This is a genomic window from Okeania sp., from assembly GCF_983059655.1.
In genome coordinates, this window is record NZ_CEZPJD010000035.1 from 1 (window position 1) to 23656 (window position 23656).

Here is a 23656-nt window from a genome sequence, read left to right on the forward strand (position 1 = left end):
TTGCCCCCCTAGCCCCCCAACTTTGGGGGGAATAAGAGTAAATTTGCTTCTAAAAGTCCCCCAATTTTGGGGGATTTAGGGGGCTATAGCAAATGGGACTTCTCAGACAACTTCTTAAAGGTAATAAAGCTGATAGCTGATAGCTGAATGCTTATCCTACTATTCCAACCAAGATGAAAGATCTCTGCCAATCAAATCTTGTAACTTGAGAATATCTTCACAGTAGAATTCAGTTAATACTTGACGCTCTTCTGAAGAAAGAGGTTTGAGTTCTTTTCCTGCTGAATTTAACTTAATTATATTAGAGCGTAATTTCTGCCGCATTTCTAAAGGCATTAATACTTTGAGCGTTGATGAAATAGCTGTCCTAATTGGATTTTTTGTTTGTAATAAATTATTCAATGCTTGATTCTTAGGTATAGCTGCACTTTGACTACGCTGTGAAGTATCAGGATTAAATGTATCATCTACCCCAATAAATCTATAAATCTCTTGCATAACCTTTAAAGAATCTTTAGTTAAATCATCATAGAGAATAACTTTTAATTGTTCCCGATTAAAACTATCAAAATAATATTTAATAGGAGAATAATATAATCCTTTCTTGATTGTTGAAGAACTATCTGCCCTAAATTTAACTTGTTCGGTTAGAGACCTAACTTTTCCCACATTTATCCCATCACGAAGGTGCATTAAATAATCAGAATAAGCTCTATCTACAGGATTTCTCAAGATAGCAATCATTTTCACATCAGGAACATAACGTTGAATCATTTCCGATGAAGTTTCATAGTTAACAAGATAGTTAGGAGATGCCTCTCCTATAGCAATCTCATCTGTTACATTCATAAACAATTCACAGTATCTTTCCCAGCTATTAATTTTTTTTCTTGTTCCTGTATCTGATATCTTTTCTGTCTTGTTTTCCCAATCTGTAGCGAAAAAATTTGTTTCCTTAATGGGACTCATATAAACTTGGGGATGTTCTTTTAAATATTTATAGATAGATGTAGTTCCTGCTTTCTGTACTCCTATTATTAGAAAAGTTGGCAACTTCATTGTATTTCTCCTAAATTTAAACTTATAGATATGGATATTATTAAAGGTATTCAGACTACTAAGTAGAATGGTGCAAAAAAACAGCAAGTTAGTAACGAAAAGTAAATTTGCCAAAAACTCTATTCCCTTCTGCCTTCTGCCTCCTGCCTTTTCATACAGTTTACTATTCCCTGTTCCCTGTTCCCTATTCCCTATTCCCTTAGCATCACTTTTTTAGTTTGCTTTTAATTGGGTCCATGGGAGATGTTGATTCTAACAAAAAACCAGTATGTTCATCATCATTATCCTCATCCTCATCTTGAGGAAATAATTCAGAAATTTCTGATTGATATTCCTCCGTTTTATTTGGAATCATTTTACACGCTATTAGTAAAATTTCTGATTGTGCTAATAGTAAATCATGTAAATCTATCAATCTTAAATTGCCATTCGACAAAACTATAACTATAGGCTCATAAAGATAATTTTTGGGTCTATTTAAAGCAGTTAGTACTGCAGCATTAACTTGAAAATTTTCAGAAAGAACTAAAGGAGGAGTGCTAAGAACATCTAACAATTCACTCACAGGATGCTGATAATAAAAGTCTTTATTTCCTGGTAATTTCATATAGTCTAAGAATCTGACTTGTGAAATCATACCCAACATTTTTGTACTTTTAGTAATGATAACTCCTGGTAGTTCTGGTTGTAGCCTAAATTTTTCGGCTACTATTTTTCCAGAAGTAGTAATATTCACTTGAAAATCGTGGAAAGGTAAGTTCCTGACAGTAGAATAGAGTGTCATTTCAGTTATCAGTTATCAGTTATCAGTTAGCCTCCTATGGTCGGAGCTACGCTATCAGTACCTCTAGCTGGAGCAAGAGGCTTGAAATCTGAAATATTTTTTCTCTTGGTCTCATGGATCTGATACAGGTTTCCTCCCCATCCTACCCTATGAGAAGCTCCGAAGATCGACCGCTTTTTATCCCCTTAAAAGGGGAGGCTATTGACCAGAAATTTTCCGTCAATAAGTAGTTAGAAAAAATATTCTACGAGAATATGTTAAATTAGATAAATTTACATTTAGATTAAATCATCTAAAATCTAAAAAAAATGCTTAATAATACACATAAGCAATACTCTTTGTCCTGGTCCTGAATATTCTTATGGCCATTTTATCCAAGACCGTCGGGGATGCCCAGTTTCCACCCGCAAAACCAAACTTAATTTTACCTTTAAATATCCTTGAGCTTTTAAGTCAGCTATTGCAACAAACAACTCAAGGTTTAAAGACCATATTAATTACAGAAGATATACTTGCGATCGCTCAATATCATAAATTTCCAGACCTAAGATTTACAGTAGTTATTTCAGAGGAGTTTAATGGACTTTTGTGGGGCACAATAGCTAAGGAGTCATCAGACAATCAGAGTCAGAAAATAGAAGACCGACAAAAAGATAATAATTTCCAATCTAACTCTTTTACCTTTCCTTTTTCAAGGGAAAATGTGGAAAATTTAAAATTTAATGTAGGTTTAACTTTTGACCCAGAAACAATTAAACTATTTGTATACCAGATTTTAAATATTATAAAGGAAGACAATAGTAACTCAGCGATCGCCTCTCAAATTAAATCTAAAATAAGTAATCTGAAAGTCAATAATGTAGTTCTCCAGGATGAATTTACCTTGAAATTACTAAAATTATTGACTTCCAATGAAAATAATGAAAATATAGATTCTATTTTAGAGCAAACAAGTAGTCAAAAAATCAAGAAAAATAAATCTTATTCTCAGATATCAAATTTACTATCAACAGATGATTCAAAAGTTGATATTCATGGATTATCAGAACCAGATTCAACACTGAATAATCAACAACATCCATTAGTCTCTCAACCTATTGAAGAAGCTTTCAATAAACAACTAGAACAAGAAATACTTCTGAATCAAGTAACAACCAAAATTAGTCAAAATTTTGAACTACCAGAAATTTTATCCACTACAGTAGAGCAAGTTCAAAAATTAATTAAAGTTGATAGATTATTAATTTATCAATTCAATAATTCCTTATCACTCACAAATGATATTACATCCAAAAATCAACGAAAAGGATATGTTCAATATGAAGCATTAGCATCAGAAAATATTTCTTCAGTATTAGGTTTGACTGAAGAAGAAAACTGCTTTTTTCCTCCCCATAATTCTATACCTAAATATAGTAAAGTCTCTGTTCATGACATAACTGATGTAGAAGTAGATTATGGTCAATTTCCTTGCTTAGTAAAATTGATGCAACAACATCAAGTTAAAGCAAAATTAGTAGTACCAATTATCGTAAATCGACAATTATGGGGATTATTAATTGCCCATCACTGTTCGATTCGAGAGTGGCAAGATAATGAAAAAAGATTTCTTAAAGAAATTGTAGAACACTTAGCGATCGCTATTTACCAAGCTCAATTATATGAAGAACTACAAAAGCAAAAACAAACTTTAGAAAAGCAAGTAGCTAGGCGGACTCAAGAACTTTATGATGCTCTACAAGCAGCAGAATCAGCGAATGGTACTAAGAGTGAATTTTTAGCCACAATGAGTCATGAATTACGCACTCCTCTCACTTGTGTTATTGGCATTTCTGCAACTCTTTTACGTTGGTCTTATGGCAATAGAGGAGCTAAAGCAATACCAATACAAAAGCAAAGAGATTATTTACAAATAATCCATGATAGTGGCGAACATCTCCTAGAATTAATCAATGATATCCTAGATTTATCTCAAATAGAAGCTGGAAAAGCAGTTTTAAATATCGATGATTTTTCTCTCTCTAAATTAAGTTATGAGGTTTGGAAAATGTTTAGAGAAAAAGCAGAAAAAAACGAAGTAAAATTAAATTTAGAACACACAATAAATCCACAATTAGATCGATTTACTGCTGACCAAAGACGAGTCAAACAAATCCTATTTAATCTTGTCAGTAATGGAATTAAATTTACTCCTAGTGGAGGGAGTGTCATACTTAAAGTCATAAGAGATAAAAACACAGTAATTTTTCAAGTAGAAGATACTGGCATAGGAATTTCTGAAGAGCAAAAACCATTATTATTTAAGAAATTTCAACAACTAGATTCTCCTTATAATCGTCAGCAAGGTGGTACGGGTTTAGGTCTGGCTTTAACAAAACAATTAGTAGAACTTCATGGCGGAATTATTGAAGTAGAATCTGCTGTTAATGTTGGATCTACTTTTACCGTAAAATTACCATTACAAACACTCACATTAAAAAACAAAGAATTAAAACAAAAAGAAGAAAATTCACCTAATACCTTATCTTTGCAAGGTAGCGTAGTATTAATTGAGCAAGAAGAAGATATTGCCACATTAATTTGCGATATTTTGACAGCAGCAGGATTAAAAGTTGTATGGATAATAGAAGGCTCTACAGCAGTAGAGCAAACTATTTTGTTGCAGCCTGTTGCTGTGATTGTAAATATGCAATTACCAGGAATAGATGGTGTAGAAATTATCCAGCAGTTACGCCAAACAAATAGTAGTAAAACACTCAAAATTTTGGCATTAACTACTTCTAATACATACATAGATTCAGAATCTTGTTATGCTGTTGGTGCAGATGAATGTTTGACTAAACCAATTAACCTCGAATATTTATTGAGTAAAATGATAGACTTACTGACGTAAGCATTTCCTACGGACTGCTGCGCAAACAGCCTTCAGCTATTAGCTATCAGCTATCAGCTATTAGACATCTCCAAAAACCCAAAAACAAATCAATTATTACCCATAAATTATCAATTATTCCTTCCTGTTCCCTGTTCCCTCTTTTCTGGAGATGTCTATTGTTTTTAGTTTTAGATAAAAGTTTTACTAATTGAGTCAGAGTTATATCTTACTACAAAAACTGGCTAAAACAGTCCATATTATAGCGCTTTTCACATGGATAGACTACAGTTAGTATGGGCAACCCAAAAGCATTTTTCTACCCCCTACTCCCTACTCCCTACTCTAAGTGCCAAAAATAATTTTGTGGTCTACTCAAATGAAAAGCGCTGTAATTATAGAAATCCTATTTTATTTGTGTATAAAAATCTTACTGTTTTTAGGGAATAGGGAATAGGGATAAATTTATCAAATCAACGTTTTTATTATGGCTAATAAATACCAAAATTTATCATTAATACAAGGTTTAATCGTTTCTTGTCAAGCTCCCACTGACTCCCCCTTACATCATCCAGAAGTCATTGCAGCTATGGCACAAGCATCCATAAATCAGGGAGCTGTCGCAGTGAGAATAGATACCCCATCCCATATTCAAGCAGTGCGACAGAGAATTACTCAACCAATTATTGGTTTGTGGAAGCAACAAATACCAGGATTTGAAGTTTATATTACGCCCCAATTTTCAGACGCAGAAGCGATCGCCAAGGCCGGAGCAGATATTATTGCTGTTGATGCTACTGCCAGAAAACGTCCAGGAGGAGAAACTTTAGCAACATTAATTACTCGTATTCATAATGAATTAGGAAAACCAGTAATGGCAGATGTAGATACTATAGAAGCAGCACAATTATCTGTAGAAGCAGGTGCCGATGTTGTTGCCACCACTCTGTATGGTTATACTGAGCAAACGATCGCCAAATCTCCTCCTGGTTTTAAGTTGCTAAAACAGATAGTAGAAAACTTAGAAGTGCCAGCAATTTGTGAAGGAGGTATTGCTTCTCCCGCAATGGCAAAAAAAGCTATGAATTTAGGAGCTAATGCTGTTGTTGTTGGGACAGATATTACAGGAATTGATCATAAAGTCAAAGCTTACAAAATGGAGATGATTTCTGAAATGGGGGAGTGAGGGAGTGGGGAAGTGAGGGAGTGGGGGAGTGAGGGAGTAGAGGAGTGAGGGAGTGGGGGAGTGGGGGAGTAGAGGAGTGAGGGAGTGGGGGAGTGGGGAAGTGAGGGAGTGGGTGAGTAATAAATATCAGAATAATAGACCTTTCCAAAAGTCCAAAATCAAATCAATTCTTATCCATAAATTATCAATTACTTCTCCCTATTGCTCATTGTCTATTCCCTATTCGGCGTTGATGATTTCGACTATGATTGTGCTTTATATCATGTTCCCCCTCCGGGGGAACAGCGCTAACGGTTGAATACTGATACTTTAGTCGAAGGAAGACAGAAGGCAGAGGGCAGATCCGTAGAATTAATTATTTTATCGCAGAAGAGTCAATCTTACATTGTTATTTATAACTATTCAACCGGAAATAATACTAGGGATCTAGAAAAAAAAAAAATCTTGCTTTGTATGAGTTTTAAGCTTTTAATTATGTTATATACAGTAATGGCAACTGCTATAATCACTCATTTTTCACTCATGGCAAAATGTGGTTTTCTATACCACGAACTATAATCCGAAAATATATAATTAAATAAAATAGTAATTAACCATACATAGATAAATCCGATAATTAATCTCAAACATTAGTAATGCCTGGGCAAAAACCTAGTTTTTACCAAATGTCTAACATTGCAAGATATATCTATGACAAAGTGGTTAATATTCCGGATGAAATGCAGGGTGTAAAGAAAAATAAAGATGAAACACTTATGCAATAATAATGGCTCAAGATATTAGTTTATATTTTAAATTTCCTTACGTTGCCAGAAATGCTGCGCAACAAATTGCATCAAAACGTAGTCGCTTGGTACAAGCATTAACAATGATGCTAATAATTACCAGCTTAATTGGCATCAATGCTTATCGTGTAGTACAACTACAATTAATTCAGGGAGAGTATAACCGGGAACGCGCAGAAAACAACCGAATTCGTCTAGTGCCAGTGGCAGCAAGTCGTGGCACAATTTATGACCGCAAAGGTAAAATTTTAGCAGGTAACCAACTCTCTCGCTCTGTATATTTGTGGCCTCAAGAATACTCACCTACAGAGTGGTCAGAAGTTGCAACAGAATTAGGTTCAATTTTAAACATTTCCGCCAGCGATATTATCAAAAAGCTAGAAGAAGTAGGTTATGATTCACCTCTAGCAGTTAGAATCCTTTCTAACCTCGACCCCACTACCTTCATAGCATTAGCAGAAAAAGCTGGTGAAAAACGAGGAGTAGAAGTGCGTACCGAAAATATTCGCCACTATCCTAATGGCAGTTTAGCAGCTCATTTGATTGGATACACTGGTGAAGCAACCAAAGAAGAATTGATATCTAATCCCAAATATCCAATGGGAATGATCGTTGGTAAAATGGGAATAGAAAGTACCGCAAATTCTACTTTGGAGGGAGTTTGGGGTAATCGCTTGATTGAAGTTGATGCCAAAGGTAACGAAATCCAGGAACTGGGAGTCGAAAATCCGACGGCAGGCAAACCAGTGAAATTAACTATCGATCTTGATATTCAAAAAGCAGCAGAAAAAGCTCTAGGAAACCGCCGGGGTGCAGCAGTTGCCATCAACCCCAAAACAGGGGAAATTTTAGCAATGGCAAGTGGACCTACATTTGACCCTGGTCTATTTACTGGTAAGATGACAACCTCAGAATGGCAACGTCTGCAAGGTGCAAGTAAGCCCTTTTTGAATCGTGCCCTCCAGGGTTATCCACCAGGAAGTACTTTCAAACCTGTTACTTCTGTTGCCGGGCTACAGTCTGGTAAGTATTCTCCTAACTCTAGAGTGAGAACTTATAATTCTGTCACTATTGGTGGCATCACTTTTAACGAACATAGTGGAGGTTATGGGTTAATTGGTTTTAGGGATGCTTTAGCCTACAGTAGCAATACATTTTATTATCAAATGGCTGTGAATATTGGCCCGGAAATAATTTCTAAGTCGGGTCGAGAGTTAGGTATTGGTGGCAGTATTGACTTAAAACTATTGGGGATAGATGGTAATCATGGTCAAATTCCCACTCCTAAACAAAAAGAAGAGATTTATGGAGAACCTTGGCATATTGCTGATATTGTGACTATGGGTATTGGTCAAGGTCTGGTGTTAGTAACTCCTTTAGAATCATCAGTGATGGTTAGCACGATCGCTAATGGTGGGTATCGAGTACAACCTCATTTATTGGCATCTCAAACTGGCACTCCAGCTACTAAATCAATTAAAACTGGTCTGAAACCTTCAACTATTAATACAGTGCGCGAAGGATTAATTGATGTGGTGAGGAAGGGTACTGGCCGGAGATTGAATGATGGTACTATCCCACTATCTGGGGGCAAGACTGGCACGGTGGAACTTCCAGGGCAAGCAGATAACGCGATGTATATTGGGTTTGCACCTGCTTATAATCCTGAAATCGCTGTAGCAGTTGCAGTTGAGGAAGGTGGTTATGGTTCGGTAGGTGCGGCACCAATTGCTAAAGCTATTTTTGATACTTATTTTGCTAATAAAGGAAAATAGGTAGTAGGGGAGTAGGTGAGTGGGGGAGTAGGGGAGTAGGGGAGTGGGGGAGTAAGGGAGTGGGGGAGATTTTTTTAACAAAGGGGTGAGCGATAGAACTCCGTTCCGCTGACGCGATCGCTTTTATTCAGTATAAAATCTCAACAAAAATGCGCTTTTTTATACGATAAATTCCTAAAAACTCTTATCTCTTCCCACACTTCCCACACTCCCTTCGGTATCCGTATATCCGTGCCATAATCTGTGTGAGCCACACTCTCTTCCATATCCGTATATCCGTGCCATAATCTGTGTGAGCCACACTCCCTCTACCATTACTATGCCAGGGCGAAAATTTCCTGAAATTACTTTAGTGTCAAAGTTCTATAGCTCTTTCAATAATGGATAATTGATAATTGATAATTGATAATTACCTCTCCCTAAAAAGAAGAGGATTGAATAAAAGGAGAAAATTTATTTTTTTCCCCTTGAAAGGGGAGGCTTTAAACCTGAATTATTGAATTATTCGGTAAAATCTTACTTTTGACTTTTGATTTTTGACTTTTGACTTCCATGAAATAGTGTTAGTTTAAAGTATATTCATATATTTGGTAGTGAGGTTTATGGAGTTTTATCTGGTCAACCCTTGGATAGCAAACATTTGTTGGGTTCTCGGTTCTATATTATTTGTGGAACTTGTGCGAGATATTTATCATGTGGTTTCTCATATTTGGTCGCCTCTGTATAAATGGCACGGTTGGCATCATCGTGTTTTCCGTCCAGACTTGACTTCAGTGAGTACAGAGATGTATCAAAAAGCTACTTGGTATCATGATGTGCCAGAATCTTTGGTCATGTTGACTTTTAGTCTATTACTCTGGGCACTAACTTTTGTTTGGATACCTTCTTATCATTGGGCTACTCTAGCAGGTTTTGTTTATACTTTAAGTTTCTTTTTTCCAGCGATCGCTCGTGCTACTGGTATTCCTCATGCCGATCAACTTACAGATCTAAATCATCTTCCCGGTGCATTCTCAGCACCTCCAGCCTATTGGTTTATCAACCGCTCTTATCATTGGCGACACCACTTTGATAATCAAAATGCTTATTTTTGCGGTACCTTGAGTCTGGTAGATAAACTTATGGGTACAGCACTTTCTCTCAAAGGTAAAACTATTGCTGTTACAGGTGCTTCTGGTAGTTTGGGGCGATCGCTCCTCCTACATCTTCACAAAGCAGGTGCAAAAGTAATTGCTCTTACTTCTGGAAATCAAACTATTACCTTAAATATAGATGGTGAAGAGTTAGAAATTAAAACTATAAATTGGCAAGTAAGTCAAGAAAAGAATTTAGCAGATTTATTTGAAAAAGTAGATATTCTAGTATTAAATCACGGTATTAATGTACATGGGGACAAGACAGCAGAAGCGATCGCTAAATCTTACGAAATTAATGCTTTTTCTAGTTGGCGAATGTTAGAAATATTCCTTAAAACTGTAAGAACAAATTCTGATATTGCTTGTAAAGAAGTCTGGGTTAACACTTCAGAAGCAGAAGTTTCTCCAGCATTTAGTCCTCTATATGAACTCACAAAAAGAACTCTTGGAGATTTAGTTACTTTAAGAAGATTAGATGCTCCCTGTGTCATTCGGAAATTAATATTAGGTCCATTTAAAAGTAATCTTAATCCCATCGGAATTATGTCTGCCGATTGGGTAGCAAAACAGATAGTAAAATTAGCAAAAGCAGATATTAGAACAATTATTGTTACAGTTAATCCTTTAACTTTTGTAGCAATTCCTATCAAAGAATTTTTAGTTTCTACTTACTTTAAATTATTTACTTCTAAATGAATTTAGTAGGGGTTTGGTCTTCAAACCATTCTGTAAAATGTAGGGTTTTGGTCTCCAAAGCCTTCCATTTATACTTAAAAATAGTTGTTTTTTATCCCTTTTGATAAGCTGATTGCTGATTGCTGATTGCTGATTGCTAGTTAAAAATTTCTTCTGCTGTTAAAGATAATTCTGGAAAAGTTAAAGACACAATTTTTTCATTACCTCTAAATTGAGTCATTTTATATTGACTTTCTTGATTTAAAATATAAACAAATACACTCGGAAATTTCGGCTTTCCCAAATATTTTCTCCCACCAATAGCTAAATAATCAACAACCCAATACTCTGAAATTCCCAAACGTTGATACTCCTCAAATTTATCAACATAATCATCTTCCCAATTAGTAGAAACTACTTCTATAGCTAATTGAATTTGTCCGTCTAAAGCAGCATAACTAGCACGGTTAGCACGCCAAACTTTCCGATTAATTACACTTACATCAGGTTTTCTTCCTTGTTCAATTTTATCTACAGTTAAAGTTTTAATTACCGCCGTATTTTTCACCACATAATTTAAATTCAGACGTTTAATTTCTTCTTTAAAAGAATCAGCGATAAAGTCTGCCACATCATCATGGTTTCTTGTCGCCCTCATTTCCACAATTTCTCCATTCACCAATTCATAAAACTTACCATCATTAGGATAATTCTCTATAAATTGGTCAAAAGTTAATCTTTGTTTTGTTATTGTATCCATCGTTGATTATTTGCGTTTAACTAAGCATTCAGCTATTAGCATTCAGCAATCAGCTTTTGAATTTATGCAAGTAATAACTGAAGTTAGGTTAAGTAAATAGGCGTTAAAATTTGTCACTATGTAACAAAATGTAAAGAACCTCTGAATTCAACTGTTTGGAGGAGCTTGGAGTTAGTATACAAATCTTAATATAGCTAGGATTTTCTATACTTACCTACTTATAGCCAATTTCATTGGAGTCAGAATTCCCTTCTGCCTTCTGCCTTTCCTAATAATATTAACTTCTTTATCAATTAAAATAAACCATCATTAATCCCATCATCCATCTGAGATAACATTGTCTGTATCTCAATATTCGACTCCTCAGCTTCCATTTCTATTGAATCAAAAGTAGGCTGTACAACAAAAGGTAAAGCAGCTCCTATCAATCCTCTTTTAATCCTTTCTGGAGTCTCTGAAAATAAAACAAATAAAGGATAAACTTCTTCCGCTTCTTGAGAATAGATATGTTTATAATCTTGAGGCATTACCCATTCATATTCCTTATCTAATAAAATCTGAGTTTGTCGCCAACGACTAAGAAGATCGGAAAAGTCTTCTTGAGGTCTATAAATAAAAATAAAAATTTCTGCTCCTGTCTTAACCTTCCACTCAGGGTCGCACATAAAAATACCTAGATCGCAAGGCAAAAGAACATTTTCTCCTAACTCATTACCCTGTTTTCGTAGCTTAATAATAGGTAAAGGAATCACAATTAAACTATTTTCTGGACGACGCATACTGGGAAGCATTTCTAAGTATGGTCTATGTTGTTTAAGTAGTGCAATTGTTGCTTGTGAATTACTATATTCTGCTAGTAATGCTTCGTAATCTGATTTTTTTATAACCATAATAAATTTAATATTTTCTTATATTTAAAATAGGGAGTAGGGAGTAGGGAGTAGGGAGTAGGGAGTAGTTGTTATAGCACTAAAAGGAAATGTTAGGACAGTTCAAAAGTTTAAAACTCAGACAACTTCATTAATTGATAGAGGCTTTAAACCTTTGGGGATTAATTATCAATTATCCATTTGTAATACTTTTCCTTATTCCTTCTTACCTCTTCCCTCTTCCCTCTTCTTTCTTCCTTCTACAAATCTTCAAATACTTTAAACATAGGTAAATACATAGAAAGCAAAATTGCACCAACCATAGCACCAATAACAACAATCATTAAAGGTTCCAACATACTTGTCAAAGACTTAACAGCTTCCTCAACTTCTTGTTCATAAAAAGCCCCCACCTTCATCAACATCGCATCCAACTCACCAGTTTCTTCTCCAATAGCCATCATTTGCACTGCCAAAGAAGGAAAAACTTTCTTTTCTTGTAGAGCTATACTAATCATTCCCCCACTTTGAATTTCTTGCCTCGCATACTCAACAGACTCAGCGATCGCCGCATTTCCTGCCACATTTCTCACAATTTCCAGAGACTTCAACATTGGTACACCGGAGCGAGTCAAAGTACCAAAAATCATACAAAAACGAGCCACTGCCGACTTTTCAATAATATCTCCAAAAATAGGAAGTTTCAGAAATATTTTGTCAAAAAATAGCCTACCTTGCTCTGTTTTATAAACCATTGTATAAACAACGTAAATAAAAATAATTGAGCCTATTGCCGTTACTTGAGGAATAGGAGGCCAAGTTCTACAAAAAGCACTAATACCTAACATAAACACAGTAAAAGCTGGCAACTCAGTACCAATTTCTTCAAAAATTTTGGCAAAGGTTGGTAATAGAAAAGTCGTCATCCCAAAAAACACTGCCAGAGCAATAAACATAACAGTTTTTGGATAAGACATAGCAGACTTAATTTCACTCAAAGTCTTAGCATTTTTCTCCAACATAACTGCCAGACGTTCAAGCACTTCATCAAGGACACCACCCACCTCTCCAGCAGCAACCATACTCAGAAATAACTCATCAAAACAAGCCGGATGTTTTCTCATTGCTTCTGACAATTCAGTGCCTTCTTCTACCTCTGCACTAATCATTTTCAAAGCATATTTAATCTTATAATTAGAGGTTTGTTCTTTTAATACTTTAAGACATCTAACCATCGGTACACCGGCATTAAACATCGCAGCAAATTGACGGGCAAAGACAGCTAAATCTTTAACCGTAATAGTAGCGAGGGCGACATTTAATTTTTCTTCAAATTCTTTTAGCCGTTCCTCCAAACCACCTTTCGATTTTTTACTGGCTAAATTGCTAGTCATAGTTTAGTTTCCTCATTTATTTAATCTTTAATAGACAAATACTGGTTTAGGTGGCATGATTTTAAATTACTTTTGAAAAAGTTTTTAATTATCATTAACTTTACTCTGTTTCCAAATCAGAAGTTAAGCTAAAAAACCTTTTTTATCTACCACCTTTCAAGAAGTTTTTGGCGTTGCTGAATAACTTGTATGATATTAATCTTAATTACTTAGGAGTCAGAATTTAGGTCCGGGAGGCATCAGTAGGGCGACGTACAGGAGGGAAAAAAGAAGAAGAAATAGGAGTAGAGGGAGAAAGTTTTTTGTTTGCAGGCGCGTAACTTTCCTATCGGAGTGCTACCGCAAAGGTTAACGTGTAAGCGGAACGAAGTTCTATTATATTCCTCACTCCTGTACTACCTAAAACCTACTTACCCGATACTTAACGACGAGCCTTAGCCTTTTCTACCTTCCCCTTAGGTTCTGGACCAATCAAATTTGCAAGTTCATCAGGTTTTACTGCTTTAGCCATGACATTTTCCCAGGTAGCCTTTCCTTCTTTATATAGATCGGCAAGAGCCATTTCCATCGTCTGCATACCTAACTTCTTGCCCATCTGAATTTGAGAATAAAGTTGAGCATTTTTAGATTCCCGGATTAAGTTAGCGATCGCCGGAGTATTAATCATAATTTCCTGAGCAGCACAGCGACCCCCACCCACTTTTTTCACCAAGTTTTGACTACAAATACAAACAATAGAGTTAGCCAACTGCGCCCTAATTTGAGGTTGTTGCTCTGGTGGAAAAACATCCAACATCCGGTCTACCGTACCAGAAGCAGAGTTAGTGTGCAAAGTCCCAAATACCAAGTGACCCGTTTCTGCTGCAGTACTAGCCAAAGCAATAGTTTCTAAGTCCCGCATTTCTCCCACCAAAATAATATCCGGGTCTTGACGAAGTGCCCCTTTCAGAGCATTAGAAAAGCTTTTTGTATCTTCTCCTTTTTGCCGTTGATGAAACAAACTCTTAACGTTAGGAAAAACATATTCAATGGGGTCTTCAACAGTGAGAATATGTTCAGCACGGGTACGGTTAATCAAATCTAACAAAGCCGCCATAGTAGTTGTTTTTCCAGATCCAGTCTGCCCTGTCACTAGAAACATCCCCCTAGGTCGCTCAGTCATCTCCCGTAAAATCATCGGCACCCCAAGCTTATCAACATTAGGAATTTGAGAAGCAAGAGCACGCATACAAGCTGCCCAACTGCCCCGCTCCCGATAAACATTTAAACGAAAACGAGCCAACCCCTTCACACCATAAGCACTGTCAAGTTCCCAATTTTGTTCCAAGTGCTTACGTTGCATATTGTTAAGCATTTGGAAAATCAGGTTTTGCACTTCCAGTGGGTCAAGATTTTCTCCAAACTGTGGCTGAGGTGTAAGTTGGCCACTAATTCTAAAAAAAACTGGAGCGCGAGCTTGGATATGTACATCTGAACCGCCCTGCTCTACAAGGGACTCCAACACATCCTCAATCATAAAAGACATAATCTAAATCTCCCGAAAAAACTTGCATTTGCTGTACTTCAAAAAATTTATAGCGTTTCTCAGTAAGCGTGAGGTACTTTGATCTTTCTTCCCTGTTGCCTGTTGCCTGTTGCCTGTTGCCTCCTAAATTACTCAAAGCGAGGTGTCATACAATAGGGACAATCTCGCCATTCAGCCTCTAACTCAGCACCACAAGACTTACAAACTAGATTTTGTTTAGCTTGACGTTTCATTTCTGCCTCCAGACCAGAGTCAGTAAATGTTACCCGCTCCACCTCTTCAAAAGTGGTATAACCTTGTCGCACCAAATCCAAGCTATACTGCAATAAAGTAGTCATTCCTTCTTCAACTGCTACTTCCTTAATCTGTTCGGTAGGCGCTCTTTGAGTAATTAGAGTTTGTAGTCGCTCTGTAGACTTCATAAATTCATAAACACCTACACGACCTTTGTAACCTAGACCACCACATTTTTTACACAGCTCCTCTCTCTCTGCCAATACTTTCCGGTCTTCAACTGGTATAGTATTTGCTCTGTAGAAAGTAACATCCTGCTCCTGAGAAGGAACTAAACCATAGCGACTCAGCTCCTTAGGTTCAGGAGTATAGGGAATTCGACATTCACTACAAACCCGACGCATTAGACGTTGTGCCAAAACACCCAACAAAGCAGCAGAAACCATAAAAGATTCGACTCCCATCTCATCAAGTCGAGCGATCGCTCCTGCTGCATCATTAGTGTGTAGAGTTGTTAAAACTAAGTGTCCAGTTAATGCCGCCTCAATAGCCGTCTTTGCTGTTTCCTTGTCCCGTGTTTCACCCACCAGTAGAACATCAGGGTCTTGTCGCAGAAACGCTCGGAGAATATTAGCAAAAGTCAAGTCTTTTTCCCGAATTACCTGACACTGAGTAATCCCAGGCAAAGCATATTCAATGGGGTCTTCCGCCGTACTAATATTAACCCCAGGCTCATTTCTTTCTGCCAGAATAGAATATAGAGAAGTAGACTTACCAGAACCTGTTGGACCTGTAACCAAAATTAGTCCAAATGGACGACTAGCAGTTTCCCTCACTAAAGCCAGAGTATCCTGGTCTGTAATTAACTTACCCAACCCTAGCTGGGTACTAGAGCTGTCCAAAATCCGTAAAACAATTTTTTCACCATAGCGACTAGGCAAACTATTTACCCGGAAGTCGATAGTACGTCCCTTAAATACTTTACGAATACGACCGTCTTGAGCTTGCCGTCGTTCAGCAATGTCTAAGTTAGCAATAATTTTGAAGCGGGAAGTAATCGCCGGGATAACTTTTTTCGGAAACCTAAAATATTCTTGCAATACCCCATCTTTACGCATCCGAATTCTGATAAATTCTTCTTGAGGTTCTACATGAATATCTGATACTCCCTCACTCAGAGCTTTAACTAAAATTATATTAACAGCTTTAATCACAGGAGCATCTTCAGCCTCAGAGATGCTTTGTGCTATGTCCTCTACCGCATTCTCATCATCAGCATCTTCTAGATCTTGACCCTCAAAAAACCCTGACTCCATCTCTAACTCTTTTTCTTCTGCCTTCTTCGCAGCAACAGCGTCCTTTTTCGTTTGCTCGTCTAAGTAGTAGTTAATTAGGTGTTGATAATCTTCTGGAGTAATTACCAGACGCTGTAAAGTTAATCCACGATGTCTGAGAATTTTATTTTTCAGTTCATCTAGAGCTTGCAGGTTATCAGGATCGGCCATTCCCACCATCACAAAGGGTTGCTGTTTTTCATACTCATTCAGCAAATTTGACGGCAGTGAATCTCCAGTAAACTTTTCTAGTTCTTCAACGAATGTACCTTGTGAGCCAATACTTTGAGTCAAAACTTTCAACATTTGGCTTTGATCTATTTTACCAGCTTGGACTAACTGATTGGCCAAATGAGTTTCGTGGCTAAATAGTGGTACCATCCGGTTACGACGACAAGTTTCTATAGGAATTACTTTGTCGATTAGATAAGATACTTGTTGTGGTGGAATTTGAGTAATTTCTGGGTCAAAGGCAGCTACACCATGAAAAATCATTAGTTCAAATAGCTGCTGCTTTTTATAATGCCTTAGTAATTCAGCAGGTAAAGGTTGTCCTGTCAGAGCTTCCAGTATCTCTGTCAAAGATTTACCTGATTTACGGCTTTCAACTTGACATTTTTGGAATTGTTCAATGTTGACATAGCCTGCCTGAACCAGTTTGTTCCCAAAAGGAGAAAGATTACTAAGGGCAACTATAGCAGTGCGTGAATTCCGTGAAGAGGTTTGGGCCATGGCTGATAAATTAAGTTCTCCTAAGTCTAAGTATTCCCTAAGTTTTTGATAAAATTTACACCAGCTTAACAAGCCGTTAACTGAGTTTACTTAATGTTGTGTCTCTAAGTCTTTGGAATAGCATTTTTACGTTAATCCAGGGATAGTCTGCAATTATAAATTATACAAAATTCCCAAATTAAAACTAAGGCCAGTAACTACCATAGGACTGTAAAAATCTTAGCAACTAAATTAATCATGGTAGAGATACTTTCCTTCTGTGCAACATAGTAGCTACAATCACCTAATAGCCAATGAAAATAGTATTGACCAGAAAAATGTTTTGGTTAATATGAAATAATTCGGTATAATCTGAAACTAGAGTCAATAAATATTCAGGGACACAATGTTGTTGGGGAAAAACATTAGACTATAGAACTGGGACAATCTATTTTTGATGATGATTTATTTTGTATATCTCAGGAAGTACTTCAGAGTAACTGAGGTAGTATTGTAATATTTCTTAATTTCAAAAATATCCTAAATACATAATAAACTAATGCTAATAAGTAGGTCGGTGTTGAAAACTATCGTTATGAAAAGGCAGAAGGCAGAATTGAAGAGAGTTTTTGGCAAACTTAACTTTTCGTTACTAACTTGCTGTTTTTTTGCACCGTTCTACTTACTTTACCAGTTAAACAACCTTAACCTTTGCTAGTTTAACAGTATGTAAAAAAGTCTCTATCTTTACCATAACTTAGTACTTCCCTAGCGATCGCCATAATTTTATTTGTGACATAGACTTAATTAGTAATATTAGCAAATTTTTAACAAAGAAATTGATTGAGTATTTTTCAGAAAAATCAAGTACTCTATAATTTCTTGAATATAAACCACTATATTTGCTAATCTATAAGCTTGACTCTAAAGACCTGATAACTAAATAAGTTAAAAGGTAGTCACAATAATCAGATATAGTAGTTAAAAATCTGTATTTTTATAGTATTTTTTGATGATGAATAAGTCAGATAAAAAAAGCTAGATAAAAAGCAGTAACAACCGTCAGTATTCAGGAGAAAATTAAATGGTAGGAGAGATACCATCAGCAGAAACAACAAATAAAGAAATACAAGAAAATATGCAAGCGGTTGAGCAAAACGCAGAACTAGACTCATCTCAAAAACTTGAAAATATTGAGGAAGAGTCTAAAGATAATGCTTCTGTAAATACAGAAAATACAGAGCAACAGAACTTAGAGCAAATATCACAGCATGTAGTCCTATTAAAAGAGGCAAATGAATCTCTGCAAACTCAGGTAGAAACTACCAAAGTTCAGCTAGAAGAAAAAGATACTCAATACAAAAGACTAGCAGCAGACTTTGAGAACTTCCGTAAACGTACACAAAAAGAAAAAGAAGAAATAGACGTACAAGTGAAGTGCTCCACAATCATTGAATTATTACCAGTAATCGACAATTTTGACCGTGCTCGTTCCCAGATTAAACCAGCTAATGATGGAGAAATGAATATCCACAAGAGCTATCAAACTGTCTATAAGCAAATGGTAGATAGTCTCAAAAAACTGGGAGTTTCTCCTATGCGCCCAGAAGGTCAAGAGTTTGACCCAAATCTACATGAAGCAGTAATGCGAGAAGCAACAACAGAATATCCAGAAGGAACTGTTACAGAAGAGTTAGTGAGGGGCTATACTCTCGGAGATCGTGTCCTTCGACACGCCATGGTAAAAGTAGCGACAGCTCCAGAACCTGAAGAGTCTACAGAAGAAGCTCAAACTGATGCAGAAGATTAAACAGCAGTTTCATATTTTTGTTTAATCACCACATTTAACTAAGTTGTATTCAGAATCAGCTCAAAGAAAATACAGTTACAAAAATGCTAATCTAAATCTTACCAAGATTACTCGATATATTCTGAATACAACTTAACAAAGAAAACTCAAAAGAATTTTGACGATAAGAACGCCGAATCACTATGGGAAAAGTCATTGGCATTGATTTAGGGACAACAAATAGTTGTGTGGCCGTCTTAGAAGGGGGCAAACCAATTGTAATTTCCAACTCAGAAGGTGGGCGTACAACACCAAGTATTGTCGGATTTGCCAAAGGAAACGAACGCTTAATTGGCCAACTGGCAAAGAGACAATCATTAACCAATGCAGTAAATACAGTTTACAGCATCAAAAGATTTATTGGCAGAAGATGGGACGATACAGAAGAAGAGCGTTCCCGAGTTCCATATACCTGTATTAATGGTAAAGATAGTACTGTAGATGTCCAGATAAGAGGTAAGAATTACACACCTCAAGAAATTTCAGCAATGATTCTGCAAAAAATGAAGCAGGATGCTGAAAAATATTTAGGAGAATCTGTTACTCAAGCAGTAATCACAGTACCAGCCTATTTTACAGATGCACAAAGACAAGCTACGAAAGATGCAGGGACAATTGCTGGTCTAGAAGTGTTGCGAATTATCAATGAACCAACTGCTGCTTCTTTGTCTTATGGTTTAGATAAGCAAGACCAAGACCGGACTATTTTGGTATTTGACCTTGGTGGCGGGACTTTTGATGTTTCGATACTACAGTTAGGAGATGGCATATTTGAAGTTAAGGCAACTTCTGGAAACAACCATCTAGGAGGAGATGATTTTGATAATTCTTTGGTTCGCTGGTTGGTAGAGGAGTTTAGAGACCGGGAAGGCACAGACTTATCCGCAGATAAAATGGCGCTACAAAGACTGCGAGAGGCAGCAGAGAAGGCTAAAATCGAACTATCTTCTGCCCTGGTTACCAATATAAATTTACCATTTATCACTGCTGACGAAACAGGCCCAAAACATTTGGAGACCCAATTAACTCGTGCTCAATTTGAAAAATTAGTAAAAAATCTTACTCAAAGTACGATTAAACCAGTGGAACAAGCTCTGAAAGATGCTGGTATGACACCGGAAAAGATAGACAAAATTATTCTGGTGGGAGGTTCTACAAGAATACCAGCAGTTCAGGCAGCAATAAGTAATTATTTTAACGTTCAAACTCCTGATACCTCTGTTAATCCAGATGAAGCTGTGGCATCGGGAGCAGCAATTCAAGCTGGTATTTTAGGCGGTGAAGTTAAAGACCTTTTGCTATTAGATGTGATTCCTTTGTCCCTGGGGTTAGAAACTTTGGGAGGAATATATACTAAGGTGATAGAAAGGAATACCACAATTCCTACCAGTCACTCTCAGATGTATTCAACTGCAGTGGATGGACAAACTTCTGTAGAAATTCATGTCCTTCAAGGCGAGCGGGCAATGGTTAAAGATAATAAAAGTCTGGGTAAGTTTTTACTGAAAGGCATTCCTCCAGCTCCTAGAGGGATACCTCAAATAGAAGTTAACTTTGATATTGATGCTAATGGAATTCTTAAAGTTAAGGCTTTAGATTTAGGCACAGGTAGAGAACAAAGTATTGAAATTAGTAATACAGGTGGTCTGAATGAAGCAGAAATTCAACGAATGCAACAAGAAGCAGAAATTTATGCAGAGCAAGATATTCAACAACAAAAATTAGCAGAATTGAGAAATCAGGCCGATACTCTTCTATACAATTACGAAGCAACTATCAAAGAACATGGTGATTTTATTGACGAACAGTTAGGAACAGAACTTGAAGAAAGCTATGAACAATTGAAGCAAGTTTTGGTCAGCTCAGAAACTGAAAATAATTATGACCAGTTAAATCAGCAAATTGAAGAGTTCAGGCAAAAGTTGTTTGCTTTAGGTGAAACTTTGTATGACCGAAGTGGGGGTGAAAGGATAGATCCACCAGAAAAAGAGAAAATTCCTCAGCTTCCTCAAGATTCAGAAATTACAGAATCAGAAACTTCGGAAGAAGAAACTTTAGAGCAAGAAACTAATACACCAATTGATAGTAACCCAACTAAAAAAGAGGCCACTTCAGTTAAGGTTGAAGAAGCAACTGAAGAACCTGAGAGTGAATTTGGAAAAAACCCATTCCTTTGACACTCTCACCGTACAGTCTATGCTAGACTGCTATAATGGGGAAAACATATTGGTAAATATTAAAATCAGAAATACCATCACCCGATGTTTTTAACCTTCGGTCGCAAAAAGTCCCGCTCTATTGTAATAGAATAGCCGTTAAATTGGTAATTGACTTGGAGCTTTATGAGGATGCGAGCAAAATTTTAGATATAATTAGTTATTAGTTGCAGCTAACTATAGCTGTAAATATGACAACCAAACCATATAAATAAAATTTACCCTGTGGACGCTGTGTATGACCAAGAGAGTTTTCGGACCATGGAGATACTGGCGGTTGAAGCAGGATATCTGACACTATCTAGCAATAGCTTTGGTGTTGGGTACTTCAAAGATAAAAATTAAAAAGTAAACATATTAACACTAATTCTAGGCAATCAGCTCTATGGCCAGCGATTATTATGAAATTCTAGGTGTTTCTCGTAGTGCAGATAAAGAGGAACTAAAGCGTGCTTACCGTCGCTTGGCTCGTAAGTACCACCCAGACGTGAACAAAGAGCCAGGAGCAGAAGAACGCTTTAAAGAAATAAATCGTGCTTACGAAGTTCTCTCAGACCCAGAAATAAAAGCTCGTTACGACCGCTTTGGGGAAGCAGGAGTATCAGGAGCAGGAGCACAAGGTTTCTCCACAGATTTTTCAGACAGTTTCGCTGATATATTTGAAAGCTTTTTCAGTGGATTTTCTGGAGGAATGGGGACACAAGGGCGTAGGCGTACAGGTCCAGTTAGAGGTGATGACCTACGCATAGACCTGAATCTGGATTTCCACGAAGCTGTATTTGGCGGGGATAAAGAACTAACCATCAAACATTTAGAAGTTTGTGAAACTTGCAATGGTTCGGGTGCCAAACCAGGCACAGCACCTAAAACTTGTTCTACTTGTGGAGGAACTGGTCAAGTACGCCGGGCAACAAGAACTCCTTTCGGTAGTTTCACTCAAGTTTCAGTTTGTCCTTCGTGTAATGGTACTGGGCAAATAATAGAAGAAAAGTGCCATACCTGTGGTGGCCGTGGGCAAAATGAAGTTACGAAAAAAATAAAAATTACTATCCCAGGAGGGGTGGATAATGGTACTCAGCTACGTGTATCTAAAGAAGGAGATGCAGGTAAGATGGGTGGACCACCTGGAGACTTGTATGTTTTCTTGGGGGTCAAAAAAGACTCAGAGTTTAGAAGAGATGGAATTAATATTCTATCTGAAATAAAAATTAGTTATTTACAAGCAATTTTGGGCTGTAGTCTGGAGATAAATACAGTTGATGGCAAAGCAGAATTAATAATTCCAGCAGGTACTCAACCAAATACTGTTCTAACTTTAGAAGATAAAGGAGTACCGAGATTGGGTAATCCTGTAAGTCGTGGCGATCATCTCATTACCATAGCAATAGATATTCCCACAAAAATTACTCCTGAAGAACGTGAGTTGCTGGAAAAATTGGCAAGCATTAAAGGCGATCGTATTGGAAAAGGTGGTATAGAAGGATTTTTAGGAAACTTATTTCAACAAAAATGATCTAGAAAGGGAATGTTCAACAATTAATAATTAATAATTACCTCTCCTTTAAAAGAAGAGAATTGACTCAAAGGAAAATTTTTTCTCGTCTCTCCTTTAAGAGGATGTCTGAAAAGTTTTTTGATAATGAATTTTGCCCCCCTAGCCCCCCAACTTTGGGGGGGAACAAGAGTCGATTTGCTTCTAAAAGTCCCCCAAAATTGGGGGATTTAGGGGGCGAGCAATGTAACAAATGGGACTTCTCAGACAACCTCTAAAGGAGAGGCTTTAATCCTTAATTATTCGGTCATATTTCCCTTATGCCTCTTGCTCTCTGTCTTTTATCTTTTCTGATAATAATTGATTGGAACTATATTATTAAAAACTAAAATATTGGAGAAACAATATTAAATTATGGATTATCAACCCCAAATCCAGCAGCAAAAAATACCAGATGCCCAAATAGATTTGCGAGGTACTCCCTGTCCAATTAATTTTGTCAAGACAAAACTACACCTAGAAAAGATGATGCCTGGAGAGATTTTGGAAGTTTGGCTAGATCCAGGAGAACCAATAGAGCAAGTACCTGATAGTTTGATTGTAGAAGGTTATCAAATAGAAGAAATAAGCGATCGCTCTGAGTATTTTATCCTGAAGGTATGTCGCCCGGAAGGCGTTGCATGAGTTCTTCAGAAGAGGGTGGCATCTTAGAAACAAATAACGATTTGGTAGGGACAGTTGTTGCAGTCCAAGCAAATTTTTACCAAGTTAAGCTCGATACAAAAGATGATTTGGTAAAAAAAACAACAGAAAATGTTACTCAACTCCTGTGTACCCGTAGATCGCGATTGAAGAAAATTGGCCAGAAAGTAATGGTGGGCGATCGCGTGGTCATAGAAGATCCTGACTGGGCAGGTAGACGAGGAGCTGTTGCTGAGGTTTTGCCAAGAACAACAGAATTAGATCGTCCTCCTGTAGCTAATGCAAATCAGGTAATGTT

16 protein-coding genes and 1 pseudogene are annotated in these 23656 nt (G+C 36.9%); 10 read left to right on the forward strand and 7 right to left on the reverse strand.

Annotated elements, in window-relative coordinates; genetic code table 11:
• Positions 1 to 159: 159 nt before the first annotated feature.
• Together AC3DU7_RS04065 and AC3DU7_RS04070 are read right to left on the reverse strand one after the other, a co-directional pair.
• A complete protein-coding gene (locus tag AC3DU7_RS04065; protein ID WP_488038079.1) occupies positions 160 to 1059 on the reverse strand; it encodes a sulfotransferase family protein in 900 nt (299 codons plus the stop codon).
• Between the two features lie 205 nt (positions 1060 to 1264).
• On the reverse strand, positions 1265 to 1843 hold the full coding sequence (locus tag AC3DU7_RS04070; RefSeq protein ID WP_488038080.1) for a CBS domain-containing protein: 579 nt from the start codon (positions 1841 to 1843) through the stop codon (positions 1265 to 1267).
• Between the two features lie 361 nt (positions 1844 to 2204).
• Between AC3DU7_RS04070 and AC3DU7_RS04075 the strand changes: the two genes are divergently transcribed.
• The 5 genes from AC3DU7_RS04075 to AC3DU7_RS04095 all read left to right on the forward strand — a co-directional run bounded on the left by AC3DU7_RS04075 (position 2205) and on the right by AC3DU7_RS04095 (position 10293).
• On the forward strand, positions 2205 to 4736 hold the full coding sequence (locus AC3DU7_RS04075; protein WP_488038081.1) for a hybrid sensor histidine kinase/response regulator: 2532 nt from the start codon (positions 2205 to 2207) through the stop codon (positions 4734 to 4736).
• A gap of 466 nt (positions 4737 to 5202) precedes the next feature.
• Positions 5203 to 5901: an N-acetylmannosamine-6-phosphate 2-epimerase gene (locus AC3DU7_RS04080; RefSeq protein ID WP_488038082.1), complete on the forward strand. Its 699-nt coding sequence runs from the start codon at positions 5203 to 5205 to the stop codon at positions 5899 to 5901.
• A 635-nt stretch (positions 5902 to 6536) separates the two neighbouring features.
• The gene (locus AC3DU7_RS04085) at positions 6537 to 6665 is read left to right on the forward strand and encodes a hypothetical protein (RefSeq protein ID WP_488038083.1); all 129 of its coding nucleotides are present in this window, start codon (positions 6537 to 6539) and stop codon (positions 6663 to 6665) included.
• A 2-nt stretch (positions 6666 to 6667) separates the two neighbouring features.
• Positions 6668 to 8461 (forward strand): penicillin-binding protein 2, encoded by a 1794-nt coding sequence (gene mrdA, locus AC3DU7_RS04090; RefSeq protein ID WP_488038084.1) that lies wholly within the window; start codon positions 6668 to 6670, stop codon positions 8459 to 8461.
• Positions 8462 to 9063: 602 nt separating this feature from the next.
• The gene (locus AC3DU7_RS04095; protein ID WP_488038085.1) at positions 9064 to 10293 is read left to right on the forward strand and encodes a bifunctional sterol desaturase/short chain dehydrogenase; all 1230 of its coding nucleotides are present in this window, start codon (positions 9064 to 9066) and stop codon (positions 10291 to 10293) included.
• 136 nt (positions 10294 to 10429) lie between these two features.
• Here AC3DU7_RS04095 and AC3DU7_RS04100 read toward each other — a convergent pair whose 3' ends face one another.
• The 5 genes from AC3DU7_RS04100 to AC3DU7_RS04120 form a co-directional block, all read right to left on the reverse strand.
• Complete coding sequence (locus tag AC3DU7_RS04100; RefSeq protein WP_488038086.1) at positions 10430 to 11032, reverse strand: Uma2 family endonuclease; 603 nt, start codon at positions 11030 to 11032, stop codon at positions 10430 to 10432.
• 293 nt (positions 11033 to 11325) lie between these two features.
• Positions 11326 to 11922: a hypothetical protein gene (locus AC3DU7_RS04105; RefSeq protein WP_488038087.1), complete on the reverse strand. Its 597-nt coding sequence runs from the start codon at positions 11920 to 11922 to the stop codon at positions 11326 to 11328.
• Between the two features lie 239 nt (positions 11923 to 12161).
• Positions 12162 to 13295: a type II secretion system F family protein gene (locus AC3DU7_RS04110; protein WP_488038088.1), complete on the reverse strand. Its 1134-nt coding sequence runs from the start codon at positions 13293 to 13295 to the stop codon at positions 12162 to 12164.
• Between the two features lie 421 nt (positions 13296 to 13716).
• The gene (locus tag AC3DU7_RS04115) at positions 13717 to 14820 is read right to left on the reverse strand and encodes a type IV pilus twitching motility protein PilT (RefSeq protein WP_488038089.1); all 1104 of its coding nucleotides are present in this window, start codon (positions 14818 to 14820) and stop codon (positions 13717 to 13719) included.
• 128 nt (positions 14821 to 14948) lie between these two features.
• Positions 14949 to 17120, reverse strand: coding sequence for a GspE/PulE family protein (locus tag AC3DU7_RS04120; RefSeq protein WP_488038090.1), 2172 nt, complete (start codon positions 17118 to 17120; stop codon positions 14949 to 14951).
• Between the two features lie 1063 nt (positions 17121 to 18183).
• Between AC3DU7_RS04120 and grpE the strand changes: the two genes are divergently transcribed.
• From grpE to AC3DU7_RS04145, 5 genes and pseudogenes are all read left to right on the forward strand, one after another.
• Entirely contained in the window at positions 18184 to 18909 is a 726-nt protein-coding gene (gene grpE / locus AC3DU7_RS04125; protein WP_488038091.1) for a nucleotide exchange factor GrpE, read from the forward strand.
• Positions 18910 to 19091: 182 nt separating this feature from the next.
• A complete protein-coding gene (dnaK, locus tag AC3DU7_RS04130; protein ID WP_488038092.1) occupies positions 19092 to 21125 on the forward strand; it encodes a molecular chaperone DnaK in 2034 nt (677 codons plus the stop codon).
• 424 nt (positions 21126 to 21549) lie between these two features.
• Entirely contained in the window at positions 21550 to 22677 is a 1128-nt protein-coding gene (gene dnaJ, locus AC3DU7_RS04135) for a molecular chaperone DnaJ (RefSeq protein WP_488038093.1), read from the forward strand.
• 393 nt (positions 22678 to 23070) lie between these two features.
• On the forward strand, positions 23071 to 23340 hold the full coding sequence (locus tag AC3DU7_RS04140; protein WP_488038094.1) for a sulfurtransferase TusA family protein: 270 nt from the start codon (positions 23071 to 23073) through the stop codon (positions 23338 to 23340).
• Positions 23337 to 23656: pseudogene (locus tag AC3DU7_RS04145) on the forward strand (ribosome small subunit-dependent GTPase); the annotation flags it as partial. The gene AC3DU7_RS04140 and the pseudogene AC3DU7_RS04145, both read left to right, overlap by 4 nt.